Consider the following 22,677-nt stretch of genomic DNA (forward strand, 5'->3'; position numbering starts at 1 on the left):
TCACCGCGCCATGATGGCACCATCGTTTACCAGTGGTGAATTATCGGGGGCAGGATGAACAAGATCACGGCGCTGAACGTCTTTCGCCGGGTGGTGGAGATGGGCACCTTCAGGGCGGCGGCAGATGACCTGCACCTCTCACAGGCAGCGGTCAGCAAGAACATTAACGAGCTGGAGGCCTTTCTCGGCATCGCGCTGATCAACCGCACCACCAGGCGGCTGAGCGTCACCGAAGCCGGCATGACCTATTACCGCCAGATATGCGCCGTGCTGGACGGCCTGGAGGCCGCCGACCAGTCCATCATGGCCACCTCCTTCACCCCCAGGGGCAGGCTGAGGATCGGCATGCCCATGTCCTACGGGCTGATCCGGCTCAACCCCCTCGTCTGCGAGTTCCAGCGCCGCTATCCGGCGATCGGCATCGAGGTGATCCTGAGCGACGCCTACATGGATCTGGTGGATCAGGGGCTGGATGTGGTGATCCGGGGGGCTGGCACCCTGGAGGACTCCACCCTGCGCGCCAAACCCCTGTGCGAGGTGCGGCGGGTGCTCTGCGCCGCCCCCGACTATCTCAAAGAGGCGGGTCAGCCCGCCCACCCGGAGGATCTCAAGGCCCACAACTGCCTGCGCTACAGCCTCTCCTCTTCCCCCAACAAGTGGTGCTTTAGCCGAGCAGAGGAGAGCCTGACGGTGGACGTGCGCCCTGCCAGCTTCTGCGCCAACAACGGCATTGCCCTCAAACAGGCTGCGGTGCAAGGGCTTGGGGTGATCCTGGTGCCGCATGAGTTCGTAGCAAGCGAGCTGGCGGACGGCACCCTGGTCAAACTGCTCCCCGACTGGCAACCCGACCCCCACGCCCTGTTCGCCGTCTACCCCTTCCACAAGGAGCAGTCCCCCAACGTGCGGCTCTTTATCGAATTTATCGTCAAGGCGTTTCAGCCGAGGTGAGCCCGATAGGCGGGATCTTGGTTTTTTTGCCTCTCGGGCGAAACGCCGATACCCAACTGTATGCGGCATGTAGGTTCGATGAGCGAAGCGTAATCGGACGTTCGTGGAATCGGACGATCGCATCATCGGACATTCGCGTGATTGGGTATATAGCGGCAAGGCTATGCTTGGCTTTTCGGTCTCAACAAGGGAAAGAGGATGGCAAACTGGCGGCGGGCATGGTGGCTCGGCGGAACCTGGTTCTTTACCGTCAACCTGCTGGAGCGGCGCAACAACCGGTTGCTGGTGGAGCAGATCGACCTGCTGCGCCACAGCGTTGCCAAGGTGCAACAGGCTCACCCCTTCGCCATTCACGCCTGGGTGGTGTTGCCCGACCATCTTCACTGCATTCTCTCATTGCCGGAGGGGGACACCGACTTCCCCCTGCGTTGGCGGCTGATCAAAAGCCACTTTTCTCGCGCCTTGCCGGTGAACGAGCGCCGCAGCCAGACCCGGCTACGCCACGGGGAGCGGGGCATCTGGCAGCGCCATTATTGGGAACACCTGATCCGGGGTGAGCAGGATTACCGCCGCCATATGGATTACGTCCATATCAACCCGATCAAACATGGTCATGTCACGCGGGTGGCCGATTGGCCGTATTCCACCTTCCATCATTACGTGGCGAGCGGCGTCTATCCGCAGGATTGGTGCGGGTCGGTGGAGGGGGTGTTGGGGGGATTGGAGTAAACCTCTCAAGGATTGTTCCGTTGTAAGCGTCCGATTACGCGATCGTCCGATTACGCTTCGCTAATCGAACCTACGGCCCTGGTTAAGTAATCTGATATCTGTGCCGAACAAACAGGGCGTAGCCTCATCAGCTACGCCGCTGTCAGAAAGGTGGGTGCCCCATATTTTCGTTCAATAACGCGTCATACCGCCCTTACGTATTTATAAGTTCAAGTTCTTAGGTGGGTCTTCTGAATGCATTAATAAATGTTCTTCAAGGTCATCAACAAATCTATATAATAAACCCCAATGTTCACGGGATGGTTCGATACCTATAGCGAAATTTTCTCCATGTACGGCACATCTGACATAATATCCAAACATATAAAATGCCACCTCTTTATTTAATTGTCCTGAATACACTAAGAGTGCCACTTCTTCGAAAAAAACTAATAATTTCCTCTTGCTATCCCATAGTTTCTCATTTCTAAGTCGAATATCATCAGAGTCAATCAAGTTCATTACTTGAGAAAGATCAAAATCATCAAATAGTCGACGATGTTGCCGGAGGAAAAACTCTGTTCTAGTTAACTTAGCTGTATCTTCATCATCTTTTAATTGCTTTGCTCTCTGCCGGTTCAACTCCTTGAGCTCAAGATATATTTTGTAGAAGCCAACGAGTCCAATTGCTATTGATGCAAAGACCCCTACTGACTGCCATATAACACCCCACTCAGAAAGTGAATAGCAGTAGTCCGTAGTATTAAAAAGACAATATAAAATTTCTTTTTTCATTATACTGGCTGCACATCATGAACAATATAGCGTCTTAAAATACCACTTTTATTTGTAACTTTACTAACGGTAAAAACCACTTTTCCTGGTAGCCTTTTCGTAAAGTCATTCATGGATTTTGTCGCAAGATCTCGAATTCTATCTTTAGGTTCAGACAAATTGAATGATATTAATTTTTTATCTTGGTCGGAATACATCCGTCCAAAGTCACTAAGGATATTAAATGTAGTTACATTCCCAATGATGTTGAATTTTCTTGATTCGACTATTGTTTCAGACACATAATTGAATGTGGCGCTATCCAAAGATAAAATATCACCAACCATTGGTCTTTCAATATATATTTTTGCATCTGGATTATTTTTAATAGTCTTCTGCATATATATAAAAGGTTTTTCAAGAGTAAATGCTATATCATGTATAAAACCTTCTTTTTTCTTATTCGAACATATCTTTTTTACGAATGGAGTGCTCGGTGTATAGGAAATTCCTACAGCTTCCGACCAGCACCAAGTTAAGTCATCAAAAAAATTTTTATTTATTACTGAATGACCTATTTTTTGTGTGACCGTAGATGAAAAAACAATTTTAACTTGTTCTTCAAAACATCCTTTCCGAGAGGGATGAATGAATATTTTTACACCAATAGCAGAATCGCCTTTCTTTTTAACCTCGTCATTATTACTGAACGCATGAGACACAAGGTTTGTTGCTCTTGCTAAGCCATACATTGTATTGGCCGCGTCATAGATATCTAGGATACCTTCATCAGCATCACCACCCTCAATTCTAAGAGTAAAACTTAAATCTTTCTCGGACACCTGAAGTTTCTCCAACATTTACACACATATGAATCAACTAACATAAATATTCCTCGTCTATAATGCATACATTACTAATTCTATTTGATAAGCCGGTCACATATTTTAAAGTCATTGGGCGATGCATCATCCTCTTCTAAAGAGATTTGGTGTGAATAGAAAATAAATTTCCAACGCTCCAGACATTCTGTCTGACCTGTAGTTGTATTGGAATGATGGATGAAGCCCGATCTAAAGCAGGGTTAGTGAGGTCAGGGGCAATTGAAATAAGAGCTATTCCAATCTGACATTGGCGTTTACCGGCCCCTTGACGCCGAAAGTCTCGCTCTCTTCGTTTCCAAGCCAAGCTTCGATAAACAAAAAAGGAGCCAACGGCTCCTTTTGCTCTTTATGGCGGGAGCTCTGCGCCTCAAGGCGGGCATACGCCGCCACCAGCCACTTGGCGCCGACGTCGTCGAACTGGATCTGCTCCTGGCTCTGCCGCACTTCGTTCTGACTAAAGCGGCTGTATGTGCTGTCCCAAAAAGCACAGGTGGTCTTCCTTTTGGTGACTTTTCTTTGGCCACGCAAAGAAAAGTTACTCGCCCCAGCCCGAAGGGCGGGCGAATCCCTGTCGAGGGCACAGCCCTCGCGTCCTGCACGGCGCCAGCCGTGCCAAGATCCAAAGCCATTTCCGAACCCCTCATCCCCAACCCTTCTCCCACAAGGGGAGAAGGGAGCGAAGACGATCACGGGAACAGGCCCCCTCTCCCGCCATGGGAGAAGGAGACCAAGGCTATCTCGGGGATGATCCCCTCTCCCGTTGGGAGAGGGTCAGGGTGAGGGGATTAGAGCGCTTCCAATCTGGCGTAGGCCGTCACCAGCCACTTGGCGCCGACGTCGTCGAACTGGATCTGCACCCGGCTCTGCTGGCCGACCCCTTCGAAGTTGAGCACGACCCCTTCGCCAAATTTTGGATGCAGCACCCGCTGGCCGAGCTTGATGCCGCTGGCGTCGAAGCTCTGCTGCACCTCGTTCTGGCTGAAGCGACCGTACTGGGTGGGGCGGCTGACCTGAGTGCGCAGCCGGATCTCTTCCAGACACTCGGCGGGCATTTCGCGGATAAAGCGGCTCGGCTTGTGGAACATCTCGCGGCCGTAGATGCGGCGGCTCTCGGCATAACAGATGTAGAGCTTTTCCATGGCGCGGGTCATGCCGACGTAACAGAGGCGCCGCTCCTCTTCCAGCCGGCCCGACTCCTCGGTGGATTGCTGGCTGGGGAACATGCCCTCCTCGACACCGACCAGCAGTACCAGGGGGAACTCCAGCCCCTTGGCGCTGTGCAGCGTCATCAGCTGCACCGCGTCGGCATATTCGTCCGCCTGATTCTCACCGGATTCCAGCGCCGCGTGGGCGAGGAAGGCGGAGAGATCGCTCATGTCTTCCAGCTCGTCCGGGCGCTGGTACTGGCGGCAGGCGGTGACCAGTTCGTCCAGGTTCTCTACCCGCGCCTGGGATTTCTCGCCTTTTTCCGCCAGATACATCGCCTTGAGGCCGGAGTGCTGGATGGCGATATCCGCCTGCTGGTGCAGGGGCAACAGGGAGACCTGTTCCTCCAGCGCGTCGATCAGCTCGACAAAGCCGCGCACCGCATTGCCGGCGCGACCGGTCAGCACCTTGTCATTGAGCAGTGCCTTGGCCGATTGCCACAGGTTCTGCCCCTGATCGCGAGCGTTATTGCGCAAGATCTCCAGGGTGCGATCGCCGATGCCGCGGGTCGGCGTGTTGACCACCCGCTCGAAGCTGGCGTCGTCGCCACGGTTGTTGATAAGGCGCAGGTAGGCCATGGCGTCCTTGATCTCCTGGCGCTCGAAGAAGCGCAGGCCGCCGTAGATGCGGTACGGCATGGCGTCCTGCATCAGCGCCTCTTCCAGCACCCGTGACTGGGCGTTGGAGCGATAGAGGATGGCGCAGTCGGCGAGCAGACCCCCCTTCTCTTTCCAGTCCTTGAGACGGCCGACCACGAAGCGGGCCTCGTCCACCTCGTTGAAGGCGGCGTAGAGCGAGATCGGCTCGCCCTCGGCCCCCTCGGTCCACAGCTCCTTACCGAGGCGCTCGGCGTTGTTGGCGATGACGCTGTTGGCAGCCTTGAGGATATTGGCGGTGGAGCGGTAGTTCTGCTCGAGGCGAATGGTCTCGGCCCCCTGATAGTCGGTCAGGAAGCGCTGGATATTCTCGATCTTGGCGCCGCGCCAGCCGTAGATGGACTGGTCATCGTCACCGACGATCATCACCTTGCCGGTGTCGCCGGCCAGCATCCGCAGCCAGGCGTACTGGATGCCGTTGGTATCCTGGAACTCGTCCACCAGGATGTTCTGGAAGCGATCGCGGTAGTGCTCGAGGATGTGGGGCTTGTTGAGCCACAGCTCGTGGGCGCGCAGCAGCAGCTCGGCGAAGTCCACCAGACCGGAGCGATCGCAGGTCTCCTGATAGGTCTTGTAGATCTGCTGATAGGTGCGGGTGACAGGGTCGCCGTAGAGGTCGATGTCGCCGGGGCGCAGCCCCTCGTCCTTCTTGCCGTTGATGTAACCCATCACGGCGCGGGGGGCCCAGTGCTTCTCGTCGAGGTTGAGCGCCTTGAGCACCCGGCGAATGAGACGGTACTGGTCGTCGGAGTCGAGGATCTGGAAATCCTGCGGCAGCCCCGAATCCAGATGGTGGGCCCGCAGCAGGCGGTGGGCGATGCCGTGGAAGGTGCCGATCCACATGCCGCGCACACCGTCGCCTATCACCTTCTCGACCCGGCCGCGCATCTCGGCCGCCGCCTTGTTGGTAAAGGTCACCGCGATGATGGAGAAGGGTGAACAGCGTTCCACCTGCATCAGCCAGGCGATACGGTGCACCAGCACCCGGGTCTTGCCCGAACCGGCACCGGCCAGTACCAGCAGGTTGCAACGGGGGGCCGCCACCGCGTCTCTTTGCTTGTCATTGAGCCCGTCGAGCAGGGTTGAAACGTCCATCACCACTCCTGTTTATTTATACAGGCGGGGATTATACGACCTGCGGCGCCGCAGACCAAATCGGCGTAGGGGTGATCACCATGGCCCGGTTTCTTGTCACCCCGGCCGAGGCGTTCCAACCTAGAAAAATCCATCAGTTGGCACCATTGGAAGCCACTTTTTGGCCGATTTCAGGAAAACGCTTGCTTATAACCTCATGAATACAAACAGAAATGTCATTTGGAACCAATTATTCACAGAATTTAAATCTAAAAACAGGCATCAAAACAACAACTTATAAAGTCATTTGCTTATATTTCAAACCGTTAACGCAAACGTTTTTCCTTTATGATCTCCTTGACCCGTACCACGGCTCACTTACAGTTAGCCGGCGTGCTTTATGGCCTGCCCCGGCAGGTTGTGGACCCTCACATAACAATCAAGGATACGATCGTGACTAAAGTGCTCAAGCTGGCCACCGTTGCCGCCCTCACTCTCGCTGCCCTTTCTGCCCAGGCAGCCTCCCAGCCCGCCGTCATCTACGACACCGCAGGCAAATTCGACAAATCGTTCAACGAAGCCGTGTTCCGCAATGGCGTCGAAGTCTACAACAAGGACAAAGGCGTCAAGGTCAAGGAGTTCGAACCCCAGAACGAAGCCCAGCGCGAGCAGGGTCTGCGTCGTCTGGCCAGCCGTGGCAATGGCCCGATCGTGGCCGTCGGCTTCAACATGGGTTCCGCGGTAGAGAAGGTGGCGACCGAGTTTCCGAAAACCCAGTTCACCATCATCGACATGGTGGTCGACAAGCCGAACGTCCAGTCCGTCATCTTCAAGGAGCATGAAGGTTCCTTCCTGGTGGGCGCCCTGGCTGCCATCGCCTCCAAGAGCGGCAAGGTCGGCTTCGTGGGCGGCATGGACATCCCGCTGATCCGCAAATTCGAGTGCGGCTACGAGCAGGGCGCCAAGTACGTCAATCCGAAGATCGAGGTGTTCCAGAACATGACCGGCTCCACCCCGGCAGCGTTTGCGGACCCGGCCAAGGGTGCGGAACTGGCCAAGTCCCAGTTCGCCAAGGGCGCCGACGTGGTCTATGCCGCCGCCGGCGGTACCGGCATCGGTGTTTACCAGGCCGCCAAGGACGAAGGCAAGCTGGCCATCGGCGTGGACTCCAACCAGAACCACCTGCAACCGGGCACCATGCTGACCTCCATGGTCAAGTCGGTGGGCCTGGCCGCCTACCAGACCTGGGATGACGCCGCCAAAGGCACCTGGAAACCGGGTATCAAGAACCTGGGTCTGGCCGAGGGTGGTGTGGATTGGGCACTCGACAAAGACAACGAGAAGCTGATCACCCCCGAGATGAAAGCCAAGGTGGAGGCCATCAAGGCCGAGATCATCTCCGGCAAGGTCAAGGTGCACGACTATATGAGCGACAGCACCTGCAAATACTGAGTAACCGCTACTACTCTCAACCCAACGACCGGCCCGCACGGGCCGGTTTTTAGTCTCTTTTCATGACCCGCAAGGACTGCATCATGGACCAGACAGATCGCTATGCCATCGAATTAAGGGGTATCGATAAGCGGTTTGGCGAAGTGTACGCCAACAAGCAGATCGACCTTAAGGTTCGTAAAGGCAGCATTCACGGTATCGTCGGCGAAAATGGCGCCGGCAAGTCGACCCTGATGAGCATAATCTACGGTTTCTACCACGCCGACAAAGGCGAGATGTTCATCGACGGCAACCCCTTCAAACCCCATGGCTCACAAGATGCGATCGCCGCAGGCGTGGGCATGGTGCACCAGCACTTTATGCTGGTGAACAATTTTACAGTGTTAGAAAACGTCATTCTCGGCGCGGAAAACGGCTGGCACCTGGGCCAGAGCCTGGCGGCGGCCGAAAAACTGCTGGGCGAGCTGGCACGGGACTATGGTCTCGAAGTGCCGCTGCACGAGAAGGTCGAGGATCTGCCGGTGGGCCTGCAACAGCGGGTCGAGATCCTCAAGGCGCTCTATCGTGGCGCCCGCATCCTGATCCTGGACGAGCCGACCGGGGTACTGACCCCGCAAGAGGCGGATCACCTGTTCGAGGTGCTCAAGAAGCTGCGCGATCAGGGCGCCACCATCATCCTCATCACCCACAAGCTGCGCGAGATCCTGGCCATCACGGATCAGGTCTCCATTATGCGCCGGGGTGAAATGGTAGCCCACGTCGCCACCAAGGATACCGACAAGGAGCAGCTGGCCGAACTCATGGTGGGCCGCAAGGTGCGCCTCAAGGTCGACAAGGGGCCGACCCAGCCAGGCGACGCCAAGCTCAAGGTCAATGGCCTCAGCTATGTGGACGACGCCAAGGTGGAGCGGGTCAAATCCGTCAGCTTCGAGGTGCGAGCCGGTGAAGTGGTCGGCATCGCCGGCGTCTCCGGCAACGGCCAGTCCGAACTGCTCAGCCTGCTCGGTGGCATCCTCAAGCCGAGCAAAGGCAGCTTCACCATCACCGGCAACGGTCAGGCCCACGAGGTGAGCGTGAGCCACCCGGCCGACCCGGAGCGGGTGCGCAACTTCGGTCTCGGCCACGTGCCGGAAGACAGACACAAGATGGGTCTCATCAACCGCTTCGAGGCGAAAGAAGCCTTCATCCTCGGTTATCACCGCCGCCCCCAGTACAACAAGGGCTGGCTGCAGAACAAGGAGGCGATCCTGCAGGATTGCCAGGCCAAGATGGACAAGTGGGACGTGCGCCCGCCCCATCCCGAGCACAAGACCGCCAACTTCTCCGGCGGCAACCAGCAGAAGCTGGTGATCGCCCGGGAAGTGGAGCAGGACCCGGACGTGCTGCTGATCGGCCAGCCGACCCGCGGGGTCGACATCGGCGCCATCGAGTACATCCACCAGCAGATCATTGCCATGCGCGACAAGGGCAAGGCGGTGTTGCTGGTGTCGGTGGAGCTGGACGAGATCATGAGCCTCTCTGACCGCATCCTGGTCATTGCCGACGGTCGCATCGTCGGTGAGCTGGATGCAGCCAAGGCGGATGAGCGCACCATAGGTCTGATGATGGCGAACATAGTTCCTGACGAGGTGGCGGCCAGCCAATCACAAGGAGCCACATCATGAAGGTCACATCCACTTGTAACGGATTCGGTCTGCTGATGGTCAACAACCCCGTCTTCGACCAGATTGCCAAGGAGGCTCGCCCATGAGCCAAGCACGTATCCCTGCCTGGATCTCCGTGGGCGTACTGCCCGCGGTCAACATCCTGCTGGCCTTCCTGGTGTCGGCCATCCTGTTCTACTACCTCGACATCAACCCGGTCGATGCCGCCGAGATCATGTGGTACGGCGCCTTCGGCACCGGTGAAGGGGTCGGTTTCACCCTCTACTACGCAACCGGCTTCATCTTTACCGGTCTGTCGGTGGCGGTGGCCTTCCACGCCGGCCTGTTCAACATCGGTGGCGAGGGGCAGGCCTATATCGGCGGCCTCGGCGTCGGTCTGGTCTGTCTGCTGCTGGGTGACTCCCTGCCGTTCGCCCTGCTGCTGCCGCTGGCCATCATCGCCGGCGGCCTGTTCGGCGCGGCCTGGGCCTTCATCCCGGCCTGGCTGCAAGCCAAGCGCGGCAGCCACATCGTCATCACCACCATCATGTTCAACTTCATCGCCGCCTCCCTGATGGCCTACCTGCTGGTCGAGGTGTTCAAGCCGGCGGGCTCCATGGCCACCGAGAGCAAGGTGTTCGCCGAGGCGAGCTGGCTGCCGAAGATGAGCGAACTGGCGGGGGCATTCGGCATGGAGATATCGAACAGCCCGCTCAACATCAGCTTCTTCTGGGCACTGCTCTGCGCGGCCCTGGTGTGGGTCTTCATCTGGCACACCCGCTGGGGCTACGAGATCCGCTCGGTCGGCGCCAGCCAGAGTGCGTCCGCCTATGCCGGCATCTCCTATCCCAAGGTGGTGATCCTGGCCATGGTGATCTCCGGCATGCTGTCGGGCTTCTTCGCCCTCAACGTACTGCAGGGTGAACTGCACCAGATCAAGCTCAACTTCGTGGAAGGCTTCGGCTTCACCGGCATAGCAGTGGCGCTGATGGGGCGCAACCACCCGGTCGGCGTCATCATCGCCAGCCTGCTGTTCGGCTTCCTCTATCAGGGCGGTGCCGAGCTCAGCTTCGAGTTCGGGGTGGACCGCAACATAGTGGTGGTGTTGCAGGGTCTGGTGATCCTGTTCTGTGGCGCCCTTGAGCACATGATGCGTCCGCGCATCGAGCAGCTCTATCTGGCGTTTGCCAACCGCTCTGCGCAAGTCAAGGGGGCCTGATCATGTTTGAAATTCTGATCCTGATGCTGGATGCCACCATCCGCACCGCGCCACCGCTGATCCTGGCGGCCATGGCCGGCATGTTCTGCGAGCGCTCCGGGGTGGTCAACATCGCCCTGGAGGGCAAGCTGCTGGCGGCGGCGTTCGCCAGCGCGGCAGCGGCAGCCGTCTCCGGCTCTGCCTGGATTGGGCTGGGTGCCGGGGTGGGTGTCTCCATCCTGTTCGCCCTGATGCACGGCTTTGCCACCATCACCCACCGCGGTGATCAGGTGGTGAGCGGCATGGCCATCAACATCCTGGCGGCCGGCCTGACCGTCACCCTGGGCCGTTACTGGTTCGATCAGGGCGGTCAGACCCCGGCGCTGTCCGGCGCGGCCCGCTTCGCCCCCATCGACCTGCCCTATGCCAAGGAGCTGTATGACGTGCCTGTCGTTGGCCAGCTCTACAGCGAGCTGCTGAGCGGCCACTCCCTGCTGGAGTACGTGGCGTTCGCCGCCGTGCCGCTGGCCTGGTGGGTGCTGTTCCGTACCCGCTTCGGCCTGCGCCTGCGGGCGGTGGGCGAGGCACCGGCAGCGGTCGATACCGCCGGTATCTCTGTGGTGCGCATGCGCTACACAGCGCTCATCATCGGCGGCCTGCTGGCCGGCATCGGCGGCACCTACCTGGCGGTGGCCCAGACCGCCCAGTTCATCCCCAACATGAGCGCGGGCAAGGGCTTCATGGCGCTGGCGGCACTGGTGTTCGGCAAGTGGCGTCCCTGGAACGCCATGGCGGCCTGCCTGCTGTTCGGCTTCCTCGATGCGGTCGCCATCCGGCTGCAAGGGGTCAGCATCGGCAGTTTCCCGATCCCGGTGCAAGCCATCGAGGCACTGCCCTACATCCTGACGGTGTTCCTGCTGGCCGGCTTCATCGGCAAGGCGGTGGCACCCAAGGCGCTCGGCACCCCCTACGTCAAGGAGCGGGAATAACCCCCTTCATGCCATGCAAAAGGCCCGCACAAGCGGGCCTTTTTTATTGAGCTGAGCTCAGCTCAGCCGACGGGGCGCACCAGCGCGGGTTGGTGGGGATCGCTCAGCCGCTCCGCCAGATAGTCCACCAGCAGCCGCACCTTGGGAGAGAGATGGCGGTTGTGGGGATAGAGGGCCCAGATCCCCTCCGCCGGCGCCCGCAGCTCGGGCAGCAGCTCGATAAGCTCGCCTTGGGCCAGGTGGTCGCTCACGTAGTAGTCCGGCAGCTGGATGATGCCGATCCCCTTGAGCGCCGCATCCAGCAGGGCGTGGCCGCTGTTGCAGTGCAGCAGGCCGTGCACCCGCACGCTGTGGGGGCGGCCATCCAGGGTGAAGTGCCACTCGTCGCTGTTGCCCACCAGGCAGGTGTGGCGGGTGAGTTCGGAGAGGCTGTTGGGCATGCCGTGGCGGGCGGTATAAGCCGGCGAGGCACACACATAGGGCACCCGCTGCGCCAGCTTGCGCGCCACCAGGCTGGAATCCTTGAGGTGGCCGAGTCGCAGCGCCAGATCGTAGCCCTCGTGCACCAGATCCAGCAGCTGGTTGGTGAGGTTGAGGGTCACCTCCAGCTGGGGAAAGCGCACCATGAAGTCGTTCACCAGCGGGGCGATGCGGCTCTCGCCGTAGGAGACCGGGGCCGTGATGCGCAGGGTACCCTGCGGTACCGCCTGATGGCGCCCCACCGCCAGCTCCGCTTCGTAGAGGTTGTCCAGCAGCTGGCGACAGTGGCGATAGTAGATCTCGCCGAGCTCGGTGAGCCGCACCTGGCGTGTGGTGCGCAGCAACAGCTTGGCCTGCAGCCGATCCTCCAGCTGTGCCACCTGCCGGCTGACTTGCGCCACCGACACCCCCAGCTTGCGCGCCGCCGGGGTAAAGCCCCCCTGCTCCGCCACGCTGACAAATTCACAGATCCCTTCCCAGCCGAACATTATTACCTGTCAGTAAAAGTGATTTCAGATTTCGCCTTATTATCACCAAATAAGCGGGAAACTACACTGGATGTCCGAACCCATTCTCCTCACCCTGCTCAACAATAAGGACATCCGTCATGGCACAGGTTCAAAGCATCAAGTGTAAGGCCGCCATCGCCTGGGGCCCGGGCCAGCCCCTCTCCATCGAAGAAGTCGAGGTCATGCCGCCCCAGGCGGGTGAAGTGCGGGTACGCATCGTCGCGACCGGCGTCTGCCACACCGATGCCTTCACCCTCTCCGGTGAAGATCCGGAAGGGGTCTTCCCCTGCATCCTCGGCCATGAGGGGGGCGGCATCGTCGAATCCGTCGGCGAGGGCGTCACCAGCGTCAAGGTGGGGGATCACGTGATCCCGCTCTACACCCCCGAGTGCGGCGAGTGCAAGTTCTGCAAATCCGGCAAGACCAACCTGTGCCAGAAGATCCGCGCCACCCAGGGCAAGGGGCTGATGCCGGACGGTACCACCCGTTTCTCCAAGGATGGCCAGCCCATCTATCACTACATGGGCACCTCCACCTTCAGCGAATACACTGTACTGCCCGAGATCTCCATCGCCAAGGTGGACCCGGCCGCCCCGCTGGAAGAGGTCTGCCTGCTCGGCTGCGGCGTCACCACCGGCATCGGCGCCGTGATGAACACCGCCAAGGTGAAAGAGGGTGAGAGCGTCGCCATCTTCGGGCTGGGCGGCATCGGCCTCTCCGCGGTGATCGGGGCTCGCCTGGCCAAGGCCGGCCGCATCATCGCCATCGACATCAACGAGAGCAAGTTCGAGCTGGCCCGCAAGCTGGGCGCCACCGACTGCATCAACCCGAACGACTACGACAAGCCCATCCAGGAGGTGATCGTCGAGCTCACCGACGGCGGCGTCGACTTCTCGTTTGAATGTATCGGCAACGTCAAGGTGATGCGTGCGGCGCTGGAGTGCTGCCACAAGGGCTGGGGTGAGTCGGTCATCATCGGGGTGGCCGGCGCCGGCCAGGAGATCAGCACCCGTCCGTTCCAACTGGTCACCGGCCGGGTCTGGCGCGGCAGCGCCTTCGGCGGCGTGCGCGGTCGCAGCGAACTGCCGAGCTATGTACAGCGCTACATGCAGGGCGAGTTCAAGCTGGACGACTTCATCACCCACACCATGGGGCTGGAGCAGATCAACGAGGCGTTCGATCTGATGCACGAAGGCAAGAGCATCCGCACCGTCATCCACTACTGAGCATGATCACCCCGCCCGCCACCGTGGGCGGGGTGCAGGAGTTCCCCCGATGAATCTGGACATAATCAGCAGCAACAAGAGCTTCGGCGGCTGGCACAAGCGCTACAGCCACGCCTCCGAGGTGCTGGGTTGCGAGATGCGCTTCGCCATCTATCTGCCGCCCCAGGCCCTCACCGGCCAGAAGGTACCCGTGCTCTACTGGCTCTCCGGCCTCACCTGCACCGATGAAAACTTCATGCAGAAGGCGGGCGCCCAGCGCATCGCCGCCGAGCTCGGCATCGCCCTGGTGGCGCCGGACACCAGCCCCCGCGGCGAAGAGGTGGCGGACGACCCCGGTTACGATCTCGGCATGGGCGCAGGCTTCTACGTCAACGCCACCCAGCACCCCTGGCGCGATCACTACCAGATGTACGACTACGTCACCCGCGAGCTGCCCGAGCTCATCGAGACCCACTTCCCGGTCTCGACGAAACGCGCCATCAGCGGCCACTCCATGGGTGGCCACGGGGCGCTCATCGCCGCCCTGCGCGAGCCCGGTCGCTACCGCTCGGTGTCGGCCTTCAGCCCCATCAGCCACCCGAGTCGCTGCCCCTGGGGCCAGAAGGCGCTCGGCGCCTACCTCGGCAACAACCCCTTGCTGTGGCAGGAGTGGGACGCCTGCCAGCTGCTGCGCAATGAGTCGGTCAAACCACTGCCGACCCTGGTAGACGTGGGGCTGGACGATCCCTTCCTGGCCGAACAGCTGCACATCGATGCCCTGGCCGATGTGGCCGCCGGCAAGGAGTGGCCGCTGGAGCTCAACCGCCACCCCGGTTACGATCACAGCTACTACTTCGTGGCGAGCTTTATCGAGGCGCACCTGCGCTTTCACGCCCGCCACCTCTGATCGAAACAGGCCCGTGACGGGCCTGTTTTCTTCTGGTCGGTGGACAAGACCATTCAGCTGCCCTGCCGGCTCACCTCGCCGGAGCCGGCAATCTCGCTCTGCAGCACGGGATCGCCCCAGTAGCTGACCGAACCCGAGCCGGCGATGCCCACCTTGAGCCGATCCTGCGCCCTGACCTCCACGTCGCCGCTGCCGGCGATATTGACCTCCACCTCGCGCCCCTTGAGCCCGGCCCCCAGCACATCCCCCGAGCCGGCGATGTTGAGTTCGACGGCCCTGGCCGTGCTGTTCCCCAGATCCAGACTGCCCGCTCCCGCGATGTTGCCCTCCAGTCGCTCCAGCTCGAGCCCGTCGGCGACTATGTCACCGACCCCGGCCACCGACAGCACCAGCGCCTCCCCCTTGAAGCCGCGCAGCTCGCCGTTGGCAACCCCTGCCAGCGCCAGCTCATGGAGTGCGGGCAGGGTGATGGTGATCTCCAGCGGTTCGGTCGGGTCGAGCCGGTAACCGTCCTTCACCTCGATCTCCAGCTTGTCGCCCCGCTCGCTCAGCACCAGGTAAGGCAGCAGGTTCTCCTGCCCGCGGATGCGCACCCCGCGCGGCTCGCCGGCCACCAGATGGACACTGGCGGGCACCCCGGCCAGCACCCGGGTCACCTGCCGGCCCATCCCGTGCTGCTGCTCGATCAGGGCCCCCGCCCCGCTCACCCGGGTATCATCCAGCCAGCTGCACCCGCTGAGCCCGACCGCCAGCACCGCGCCCATCATCCATTTCATCGCCACTCTCCTCATTGTGTATTGGCCAGTCGCGGCCCCTTGATCAGCATCCATCGCAAAGCCTGTGCCAGTTAATCAACCACATGATTTACAAGAAGATATCCATTTTCACTCCACATGGGTACAGCAAAGAGAGAGTCATTCAGACCATAAACTGGCGAATCTGACCATCCCCGAACGGGCAGGCGGAGGGTTGGCTGGCGAGCCGTTCGCGGGGTCGCTATGCTGACAAGCCGTGGAAGTTTTTGGTTGCCGAGCCGGTCTGTTGAGCCAATAGTGATACTTTGTGCGTACAAAGCTCTCCATTGCGGTAATGCCATTACCACTGTCTTGTCAGTCTTCACTGCCAACAAGGAGTCAGAGCGTGACCCAAGCCACTCTTCTCTATTCCACCGCCACCGGCCTGCCGGAACCGACCCGAACCCCGCTGCTGACTGGCAGCGATCCCGAACAAAAACGCCGCGAGCTGCTCACCTACTTCTGCCAGACCTTCGATCTCTACGACTCGCTGTTCGACTGCCTGGCCGACGAGCGGGCCTGGTTTGACAAGGCGATCCCCCTGCGCCACCCGCTCATCTTCTACTACGGCCACACCGCCGCCTTCTTCATCAACAAGCTGCTGGCGGCACGCCTCATCGAGGGCCGCCTCGACGCCCGCATCGAGGCCATGGTCGCCATCGGGGTGGACGAGATGAGCTGGGACGATCTGGACGAGACCCACTACGACTGGCCCTCCGTCAGCGAGCTGCGCGACTATCGGGGCCGGGTGCGCGCCCTGGTGTGTGATTTCATCGAGCGGATGCCGATCGAGCTGCCCATCCATTGGCAGAGCCCGGCCTGGGTCATCCTGATGGGGATAGAGCACGAGCGCATCCACCTCGAAACCTCCAGCGTGCTGATCCGCCAGCTGCCGCTGGCCTGGGTGCGCAGCCAGCCCCAGTGGCCGGTCTGCCTCGAGGCGCGCCATCGCCGTGACGAGGTGCCCGCCAACAGCCTGCTGCCGGTGGCCGGTGGCCGGGTGCGGCTTGGCAAACAGGACGCCACCTACGGCTGGGACAACGAATATGGCGAGCGCCACATCGAACTGGCCCCCTTCCAGGCCAGCCGCATGCTGGTGAGCAACGCAGAATTTTTCGACTTCGTGCAGGCGGGCGGCTACGAGACCCGTGACTGGTGGGATGACGAAGGCTGGGGCTGGCGCCAGTATGCCGGGGCCCGCATGCCCACCTTCTGGGTCGGCGACCCCCTCGAGCCCGAGCAACTGCAACTGCGACTGATGACAAGGCAGGTTCCTATGCCCTGGGACTGGCCGGTGGAGGTGAACCAGCTGGAGGCCGCTGCCTTCTGTCGCTGGCAGGCGGCCCAGACCGGGCTGCCCATCCAGCTGCCGAGCGAGGCGGAGTGGATGCTGTTGCGGGAGCAACTGGCCGGCGATCAGCCGGACTGGATCGAGGCCCCCGGCAACATCAACCTGGCCCGCTTCGCGTCGTCCTGTCCGGTGGATGCCTGCCCGCAGGGCAGCTTCTTCGATCTGGTGGGCAACGTCTGGCAGTGGACCAGCACCGCCATCGACGGCTTCGAGGGGTTCAAGGTGCACCCCCTCTACGACGACTTCTCCACCCCCACCTTCGATGGCAAGCACACCCTGATCAAGGGGGGTAGCTGGATCAGTACCGGCAACGAGGCGCTCAAGTCCTCCCGCTACGCCTTCCGTCGCCACTTCTTCCAGCATGCGGGCTTCCGCTATCTGGTCTCACGCCATCAGGAGCCCGTCATCGTGAATCCCTATGAAACCGACACGCTCGTCGCTCAGTACCTCGACTTCCAGTACGGTCCGAGCCACTTCGGGGTCGCCAACTACGCCCAGGCTCTGGCCAGCCTTGCCAGCGAGCTGTGCAGCCGCCATGAGCGGGCGCTCGACATCGGCTGCGCCACCGGCCGCGCCAGCTTCGAGCTGGCTCGCCACTTCGCCCACGTGGACGGGGTCGACTACTCGGCCCGCTTCATCGACGTGGCGCTGGCGCTCGCCAACCAGGACAGCTTCCGCTACGCGGTGCCGGTAGAAGGAGAGCTGGTGGAGTATTGCGAGGCGCGCCTCTCCCGCCATGAGCTCGGCCGCGAGCAGAGCGAGCGAGTCCACTTCAGCCAGGGGGATGCCTGTAACCTCAAGCCCAAGTATGCGGACTACGATCTGGTGCTCGCCTCCAACCTCATCGACCGGCTGCGGGAACCCGCCCGCTTCCTGCGGGACATCGCTCCGCGCCTTCGCAGCGGTGGCCTGCTGGTGCTCACCAGCCCCTACACCTGGCTGACCGACTACACCCCCAAAGCCAACTGGCTCGGCGGTGTGCGCGAGAACGGCGAGGCCCTCGGCACCTATCAGGCGCTGCAACGGCTGCTGGCGGCGGAGTTCGAGGAGCACATGCCCCCGCGGGACGTCCCCTTCGTCATCCGCGAGACCGCCCGCAAGTACCAGCACACGGTGGCTCAGCTCACCGTCTGGCGCAAACGCTGACGAGGCGGCAAACGAAAGAGGGAGGCCCATGGCCTCCCTCTTTTTTATCCGGGCGTCTTACCCCTCCTGCACCTGGGGCACCGCCTCCTGCTCGCGGTAGCGACGGGCCAGCACGGCGCACACCATCAGCTGGATCTGGTGGAAGATCATCAGCGGCAGCACCATGACCCCGACGCTGGCGGCCGGGAACATGACGTTGGCCATGGGCACCCCGTTGGCCAGGCTCTTCTTGGAGCCGCAGAAGACGATAGTGATCTCGTCCGCCTTGCCAAAACCGAGGCGGCGGCTGATCCAGACGTTCCAGCCCAGCACCAGTGCCAGCAGCACGCAGCTCAGCAGCACTATGCTGGCCAGATCGTACCAGCCGACCTGGTGCCAAATCCCCTGCACCACCGCCTCGCTGAAGGCCACATAGACCACCAGCAGAATGGAGCTCTGATCCAGCTTGCCAATGAGCGGCCGGTGGCTGTCGACCCAGCGACCGATGAGCGGGCGCGACAAATGGCCCACCACGAAGGGCAGCATCAGCTGCACCATGATGGCCTGAATGGAGTGCCAGGTGTCGACCCCCTCCCCCTGCACATTGATCATCAGCCCCACCAGCACCGGCGAGAGGAAGATGCCGAGGATGCTGGAGGCCGAGGCGCTGCACACCGCCGCCGATACATTGCCGCCGGCCATCGAGGTGAAGGCGATGGCCGACTGCACGGTGGCGGGCAGGGCGCAGAGGTAGAGGAAACCGAGGTAGATGGCCGGGCTCAGCCAGTGGGGCACCAGTGGCGTAAGCAGCAGCCCCAGCAGCGGAAACAGCACGAAGGTGCTGGCCATCACCACCAGATGCAGCCGCCAGTGGCCGAGGCCCGCCAGCAGGTTCTGGCGCGACAGCTTGGCGCCATGCATGAAGAAGAGCAGCGCCACCGCCAGCTTGGTCAGCAGACCGAACCAGACGGCCACCTGCTCCTCGCAGGGGAAGAAGGAGGCCAGCGCGACCACCACGATCAGTACAGAGGTAAAGGGATCCAGACGCACGAGCGGTCTCCGGTGAAAGCAGATCCCGTCCCCTCGCGGGGCCGGTGATCGGGGACGACAGGAAACACAACAGGAGCTGTGGCACAGCTCCTGTTGAAACGGATCCCCAGCTTACCCCGATAAGCGGGAGGCGCAAAGTTGAGCGACCCCCCTTTATCTGCCGGAAATTAAGCAATCCCGGCTGGCCACCGGAGCCGGCCAGCCTTGTACTTCAGCTCTGTTTGGCCAGCTTGCCGCTGGCTGTACCAGTTGCCTGCTTGCGGGCCTGGCGCTTCTCGAAACAGGAGATCCACCAGTAGGCCAGCGCCGAGAAGACCGCCGTCATAAAGACGTTGATGAAGAAGGCGCGCACCAGATCCACCCCGCTCGGGAAGGCGGAGGCGCTCATGCTCACCACGAAGATGGCGATCAGCACCGACACCACGCCCATCCCGAAGGTGCGCGACCCCATGCGAAACTCGCGCGGGGTGTCGTCATGTTTCCAGCGGAACACGAAGTAGGCCACCATGATGAAGATCGGCGGCAGCATGGCAGTACCGGCGGTGAGATTGATGGCGGTGTTCATCATCTGCTGCACGGATTCCGAGCCGAAGCCGTTGACCACCAGCATCACGAACACGAAAGCAAACTGCCACCAGGCGGCGCGCACCGGCACGCCGTGCTCGTTGAGCTGGGTGGTCTTCTCGCCGTAGACCCCCTGCGGGATCTCGGAGAAGTGGATCTTCACTGGGGCCGAGGTCCACATCATCATGGAACCGAACATGGCGATGAACAGCACCACGCCGACGAAGCGGCCCACCAGCGCCTCGGAGAGCCCAAAGTACTGGGCCATGCCGGTGAAGATCTCCACCATGCCGCCGGCATAGGTGAGGCTCTCGCGCGGCACGAACACGTTCACCAGCAGGGAACCTACCGCATACATGGCGCCGATGACGATGCCGGCGCTGATGATCACCTTGATGAAGGACTTCTGGCCGCCCTTCACGTCATTGAGGTAGGCCGCCGCCGTCTCGGCACCGCCCGCCGCCTGGAAGATCCAGCACATGATGCCCAGCGTCGCCCAGTTGACGGTGGGAGTCATCGCCTCCAGGGTGATGGGCTGGGCCGGTACATGATCGCCACCGAGGGCCATCAGGGCGCCCAGCACATAGATGGCGAACAGGGCAAACACGCCGTAGGCCACGATCTCGGCAATCTTGCCGAGCCAGCTCGCCCCCTTGGTGGAGATGTGGGTCGCCGCCGCAAACAGCACGATGGAGATGATCGAGGTGACCATGGGCGAGAAGCTGTACTCATAGCCCAGCATGGCGTAGGAGGCGTAGGCGATGACGTTGGGCAGCAGGGAGACGAACCAGAACAGGTTCACGAACCAGTAGAGAAACGAGCCCAGATAGGCCATCCGGGTGCCGAGCGGTTTTTTCAGCCAGTCGTACATGCCCGACTCGGAGTTTTTGTTGGCCGAGACGAACTCGGCGATGATGAAGACGAACGGGATGAAGTAGACCAGGGTCGCCAGCAGGAAGATGGGAGCGGAGCTGAGCCCCAACTCGATGTTGTTGTTGACGATGTTGCGCACGTTGAACACGGCGGCAAAGGTCATCGACAACAGGGCGAACTTGCCTATGGTGCCGCGTACGGATTCAGACATGGTGTCCTCCAGTGGACTCGCGCTCCCCGCGGGTAACGCTGTGACTCTGTGATGTGTTTGGCAAGGGTCTGTCGGCCCCGCCCTTTACTCTCTTGTTATGATCGGCCCGCTTGGACGGCCTCCTTGGTGAACCAGTGCAGTCTCCCGCACCGGCTCGCAATCTCAGTCAGACGATCGGAGTGCCCGGCGCCATCGGCACCCGCGGTTGCAACAGCACGCTCTGGCTCTCGTCCGGGGTCTCGGCGCAGAGCAACATGCACTCGGAGCGTTCGCCGCGCATTCGGGTGGGCTTGAGATTGGTCAGCACCACCACCTCGCTGCCCATCAGCTCCTCTTCGCTGTAGTAAGGCACCAGACTGGTGACGGTCTGCAGCGGTCGCTCGCCCCCCACGTCAATCTGGACGATGTAGAGTTTGTCAGCCCCGGGGTGGCGCACCACCTCCAGCACCGTGCCCACCTTCATCTCGACCCGCTTGAATTCGGCAAACTCGATCGTCTCGCTCATGCTCTTTTCCTTTTCTGGTTCAACGGTTTGCGGGTGGCCAACGGCCACCCGGTCTGATTGGGAGTCAATGCAGTGCCTATGGCGCCTGCATGGCGACCTGCGCCGCCGGCTGGGCCTCTTTCGCGCGCGCCTCGGCGCTGAGGGAGGCCTCGTATCTGTTGTATTTCCACCAGGCGAAGCCGAGGAAAATCAGGATCCCGCCGACGTTGTAGAAGATGATGGTCATGATGTCGGCGCCGGTCGGGAAGGTGGAGGCGAGGAAGCCCACCGAGAAGATGGCGATCAGCACCGACACCACGGCGATGCCGATAGTGCGCGAGCCCATCTTGAACTCCCGCGGCAGGTGGTCGAGCTTCAGCCGCAGATTGAGGTAGGCCAGCATGATGAACAGCGGCGGCAACATGGAGGCGGCAGCGGTCATGTTGATGACGGTGTTCATCAGATCCTGAGCGGTGTTGGAGCCCAGAGTCGGGATCACCATCAGCGGCAGCACGATGAGGTACTGGATCCAGGCTGCACGGGCGGGCACGCCGTTCTCGTTCAGCTCGACGGTCTTCTTGCCGAAGATGCCGGCCGGGATCTCGGAGAAAAAGATTTTCACCGGGGTCGCGGTCCACATCAGCAGGGAGCCGAACATGGCGGTGAAGGAGACCAGACCCACGAAGCGGTTCATCAGGATCTCCGGCAGGCCGAAATGGGCCGCCAGCCCTTCAAACACCTGCACCGAGCCGCCGGTATATTTCAGGGTATCGCTGTGGACGAAGACGTTTATCAGCAGAGACGCGATGGAGTAGAGCACCCCGATAAAGATCCCGGCGACGATGATCACCTTCACGAAGGATTTGGAGCCCCCTTTCACATCATTGACATAGACCGCCACCGACTCGGCGCCACCGGCCGCCATAAAGATCCAGGTGGTGATACCCAGGAAGGCCCAGCTGAAATCGGGGATCATGGCCTCGACCGTGATGGGGTCGGCTGGCTGTACGCCGCCCACCAGAGCCGCACCCGCCAACAGGATGTAGGAGAGGGTCAGCAGCAGCATCAGGGACGAGGTCACCGAGGTGATGGGGCCCAGCATCTTGGCGCCGTTGGTGGAGACGTAAGTGGCAAAGGCAAACAGCACCATGCTCAATGCCGTGGTCGCCACCGGGGTGAGGATGTACTCATAGCCGAGGAAGGCATAGGAGGCGTAGGCGATGACCCGCGGCAGCAAGGAGGTGAAGAAGAAGAGGTTCACGAACCAGTAGGTGTAGGCGGAGATAAAGGCCCAGCGACCGCCGAGGGAGCTCTTCACCCAGGCATACACCCCCGCCTCGGAGTTTTTGTTCAGTGACACGAACTCCGCAATGATCAGGCAAAACGGAATGAAGTAAAAAATAGTGGCCAGAAAGAACATCGGGGCCGAGGCCAGACCGATCTCGATGTTGTTGTTGATGACGTTGTTGAAGCTGAATACCGCCGCGAAGGTGAGCGACAGCAGACCAAACTTGCCTATCGTATTGCGTTTGGAATCAGACATGGTGCATCTCCAGACCTGTAGTTATCTCGCGAAAGAGCGGGGCATGATT

General features: G+C 60.8%; 19 protein-coding genes. 9 read left to right on the forward strand and 10 right to left on the reverse strand.

The genetic code is table 11. The features are described from left to right. Positions 1-54: 54 nt before the first annotated feature. Entirely contained in the window at positions 55-948 is an 894-nt protein-coding gene (locus I6L38_RS18225) for a LysR family transcriptional regulator (RefSeq protein ID WP_216988816.1), read from the forward strand. A 198-nt stretch (positions 949-1,146) separates the two neighbouring features. Continuing rightward, positions 1,147-1,677, forward strand: a complete 531-nt coding sequence (locus tag I6L38_RS18230; RefSeq protein ID WP_043170715.1) for a transposase — start codon at positions 1,147-1,149, stop codon at positions 1,675-1,677. Positions 1,678-1,878: 201 nt separating this feature from the next. Here the strand turns inward: I6L38_RS18230 and I6L38_RS18235 are convergent, their stop codons facing one another. The 4 genes from I6L38_RS18235 to uvrD all read right to left on the reverse strand — a co-directional run bounded on the left by I6L38_RS18235 (position 1,879) and on the right by uvrD (position 6,271). Then, complete coding sequence (locus I6L38_RS18235; RefSeq protein WP_080760895.1) at positions 1,879-2,451, reverse strand: hypothetical protein; 573 nt, start codon at positions 2,449-2,451, stop codon at positions 1,879-1,881. After that, on the reverse strand, positions 2,451-3,272 hold the full coding sequence (locus I6L38_RS18240; RefSeq protein ID WP_216988817.1) for a hypothetical protein: 822 nt from the start codon (positions 3,270-3,272) through the stop codon (positions 2,451-2,453). Before I6L38_RS18240 ends, I6L38_RS18235 begins: the two co-directional genes overlap by 1 nt. A 273-nt stretch (positions 3,273-3,545) precedes the next feature. Beyond that, complete coding sequence (locus tag I6L38_RS18245; protein ID WP_155292456.1) at positions 3,546-3,842, reverse strand: hypothetical protein; 297 nt, start codon at positions 3,840-3,842, stop codon at positions 3,546-3,548. A 257-nt stretch (positions 3,843-4,099) separates the two neighbouring features. Next, complete coding sequence (gene uvrD, locus I6L38_RS18250; RefSeq protein WP_201883041.1) at positions 4,100-6,271, reverse strand: DNA helicase II; 2,172 nt, start codon at positions 6,269-6,271, stop codon at positions 4,100-4,102. 432 nt (positions 6,272-6,703) lie between these two features. On the opposite strand from uvrD, the gene I6L38_RS18255 reads away from it, so the two are divergent. The 4 genes from I6L38_RS18255 to I6L38_RS18270 all read left to right on the forward strand — a co-directional run bounded on the left by I6L38_RS18255 (position 6,704) and on the right by I6L38_RS18270 (position 11,532). Then, positions 6,704-7,702, forward strand: coding sequence for a BMP family protein (locus I6L38_RS18255; protein ID WP_024943029.1), 999 nt, complete (start codon positions 6,704-6,706; stop codon positions 7,700-7,702). Between the two features lie 83 nt (positions 7,703-7,785). After that, positions 7,786-9,366, forward strand: a complete 1,581-nt coding sequence (locus I6L38_RS18260) for an ABC transporter ATP-binding protein (RefSeq protein WP_043170713.1) — start codon at positions 7,786-7,788, stop codon at positions 9,364-9,366. 82 nt (positions 9,367-9,448) lie between these two features. After that, complete coding sequence (locus I6L38_RS18265) at positions 9,449-10,564, forward strand: ABC transporter permease (protein ID WP_043170712.1); 1,116 nt, start codon at positions 9,449-9,451, stop codon at positions 10,562-10,564. Between the two features lie 2 nt (positions 10,565-10,566). Next, positions 10,567-11,532 carry an ABC transporter permease gene (locus I6L38_RS18270; protein ID WP_005307644.1) on the forward strand — a complete coding sequence of 322 codons (966 nt, stop codon included), beginning with the start codon at positions 10,567-10,569 and terminating at the stop codon, positions 11,530-11,532. 62 nt (positions 11,533-11,594) lie between these two features. Here the strand turns inward: I6L38_RS18270 and I6L38_RS18275 are convergent, their stop codons facing one another. Beyond that, on the reverse strand, positions 11,595-12,500 hold the full coding sequence (locus tag I6L38_RS18275) for a LysR substrate-binding domain-containing protein (RefSeq protein ID WP_005307641.1): 906 nt from the start codon (positions 12,498-12,500) through the stop codon (positions 11,595-11,597). 119 nt (positions 12,501-12,619) lie between these two features. Between I6L38_RS18275 and I6L38_RS18280 the strand changes: the two genes are divergently transcribed. Next, positions 12,620-13,747: an S-(hydroxymethyl)glutathione dehydrogenase/class III alcohol dehydrogenase gene (locus I6L38_RS18280; protein WP_010635490.1), complete on the forward strand. Its 1,128-nt coding sequence runs from the start codon at positions 12,620-12,622 to the stop codon at positions 13,745-13,747. Positions 13,748-13,796: 49 nt separating this feature from the next. Next, on the forward strand, positions 13,797-14,633 hold the full coding sequence (gene fghA / locus I6L38_RS18285) for an S-formylglutathione hydrolase (RefSeq protein WP_024943034.1): 837 nt from the start codon (positions 13,797-13,799) through the stop codon (positions 14,631-14,633). A 53-nt stretch (positions 14,634-14,686) separates the two neighbouring features. On the opposite strand, the gene I6L38_RS18290 is transcribed toward fghA, so the two are convergent. Next, entirely contained in the window at positions 14,687-15,409 is a 723-nt protein-coding gene (locus I6L38_RS18290; protein ID WP_216988818.1) for a head GIN domain-containing protein, read from the reverse strand. 364 nt (positions 15,410-15,773) lie between these two features. Between I6L38_RS18290 and ovoA the strand changes: the two genes are divergently transcribed. Continuing rightward, the gene (gene ovoA, locus I6L38_RS18295) at positions 15,774-17,924 is read left to right on the forward strand and encodes a 5-histidylcysteine sulfoxide synthase (RefSeq protein ID WP_043170710.1); all 2,151 of its coding nucleotides are present in this window, start codon (positions 15,774-15,776) and stop codon (positions 17,922-17,924) included. A 57-nt stretch (positions 17,925-17,981) separates the two neighbouring features. On the opposite strand, the gene I6L38_RS18300 is transcribed toward ovoA, so the two are convergent. The 4 genes from I6L38_RS18300 to I6L38_RS18315 form a co-directional block, all read right to left on the reverse strand. Then, positions 17,982-18,953 (reverse strand): bile acid:sodium symporter family protein, encoded by a 972-nt coding sequence (locus tag I6L38_RS18300; RefSeq protein WP_043170709.1) that lies wholly within the window; start codon positions 18,951-18,953, stop codon positions 17,982-17,984. A 211-nt stretch (positions 18,954-19,164) separates the two neighbouring features. Beyond that, positions 19,165-20,601, reverse strand: a complete 1,437-nt coding sequence (locus I6L38_RS18305) for an amino acid permease (protein ID WP_201883033.1) — start codon at positions 20,599-20,601, stop codon at positions 19,165-19,167. Positions 20,602-20,767: 166 nt separating this feature from the next. Further along, the gene (locus I6L38_RS18310; RefSeq protein WP_043170707.1) at positions 20,768-21,106 is read right to left on the reverse strand and encodes a tRNA-binding protein; all 339 of its coding nucleotides are present in this window, start codon (positions 21,104-21,106) and stop codon (positions 20,768-20,770) included. Between the two features lie 76 nt (positions 21,107-21,182). Beyond that, a complete protein-coding gene (locus I6L38_RS18315) occupies positions 21,183-22,628 on the reverse strand; it encodes an amino acid permease (protein WP_043170706.1) in 1,446 nt (481 codons plus the stop codon). Positions 22,629-22,677 lie beyond the last annotated feature (49 nt).

The organism is Aeromonas sp. FDAARGOS 1408 (genome assembly GCF_019048665.1).
GTDB classification, from domain to species: domain Bacteria; phylum Pseudomonadota; class Gammaproteobacteria; order Enterobacterales; family Aeromonadaceae; genus Aeromonas; species Aeromonas dhakensis.

Excerpts from the sequence above, each read along its gene's own strand:
- I6L38_RS18225 (WP_216988816.1), top strand. The coding sequence starts at position 55 with ATGAACAAGATCACGGCGCTGAACGTCTTTCGCCGGGTGGTGGAGATG.
- I6L38_RS18230 (WP_043170715.1), top strand. The coding sequence starts at position 1,147 with ATGGCAAACTGGCGGCGGGCATGGTGGCTCGGCGGAACCTGGTTCTTT.
- I6L38_RS18235 (WP_080760895.1), bottom strand. The coding sequence starts at position 2,451 with ATGAAAAAAGAAATTTTATATTGTCTTTTTAATACTACGGACTACTGC.
- uvrD (WP_201883041.1), bottom strand. The coding sequence starts at position 6,271 with ATGGACGTTTCAACCCTGCTCGACGGGCTCAATGACAAGCAAAGAGAC.
- I6L38_RS18260 (WP_043170713.1), top strand. The coding sequence starts at position 7,786 with ATGGACCAGACAGATCGCTATGCCATCGAATTAAGGGGTATCGATAAG.
- I6L38_RS18265 (WP_043170712.1), top strand. The coding sequence starts at position 9,449 with ATGAGCCAAGCACGTATCCCTGCCTGGATCTCCGTGGGCGTACTGCCC.
- I6L38_RS18270 (WP_005307644.1), top strand. The coding sequence starts at position 10,567 with ATGTTTGAAATTCTGATCCTGATGCTGGATGCCACCATCCGCACCGCG.
- I6L38_RS18275 (WP_005307641.1), bottom strand. The coding sequence starts at position 12,500 with ATGTTCGGCTGGGAAGGGATCTGTGAATTTGTCAGCGTGGCGGAGCAG.
- I6L38_RS18280 (WP_010635490.1), top strand. The coding sequence starts at position 12,620 with ATGGCACAGGTTCAAAGCATCAAGTGTAAGGCCGCCATCGCCTGGGGC.
- fghA (WP_024943034.1), top strand. The coding sequence starts at position 13,797 with ATGAATCTGGACATAATCAGCAGCAACAAGAGCTTCGGCGGCTGGCAC.
- I6L38_RS18290 (WP_216988818.1), bottom strand. The coding sequence starts at position 15,409 with ATGAAATGGATGATGGGCGCGGTGCTGGCGGTCGGGCTCAGCGGGTGC.
- I6L38_RS18305 (WP_201883033.1), bottom strand. The coding sequence starts at position 20,601 with ATGTCTGAATCCGTACGCGGCACCATAGGCAAGTTCGCCCTGTTGTCG.
- I6L38_RS18310 (WP_043170707.1), bottom strand. The coding sequence starts at position 21,106 with ATGAGCGAGACGATCGAGTTTGCCGAATTCAAGCGGGTCGAGATGAAG.
- I6L38_RS18315 (WP_043170706.1), bottom strand. The coding sequence starts at position 22,628 with ATGTCTGATTCCAAACGCAATACGATAGGCAAGTTTGGTCTGCTGTCG.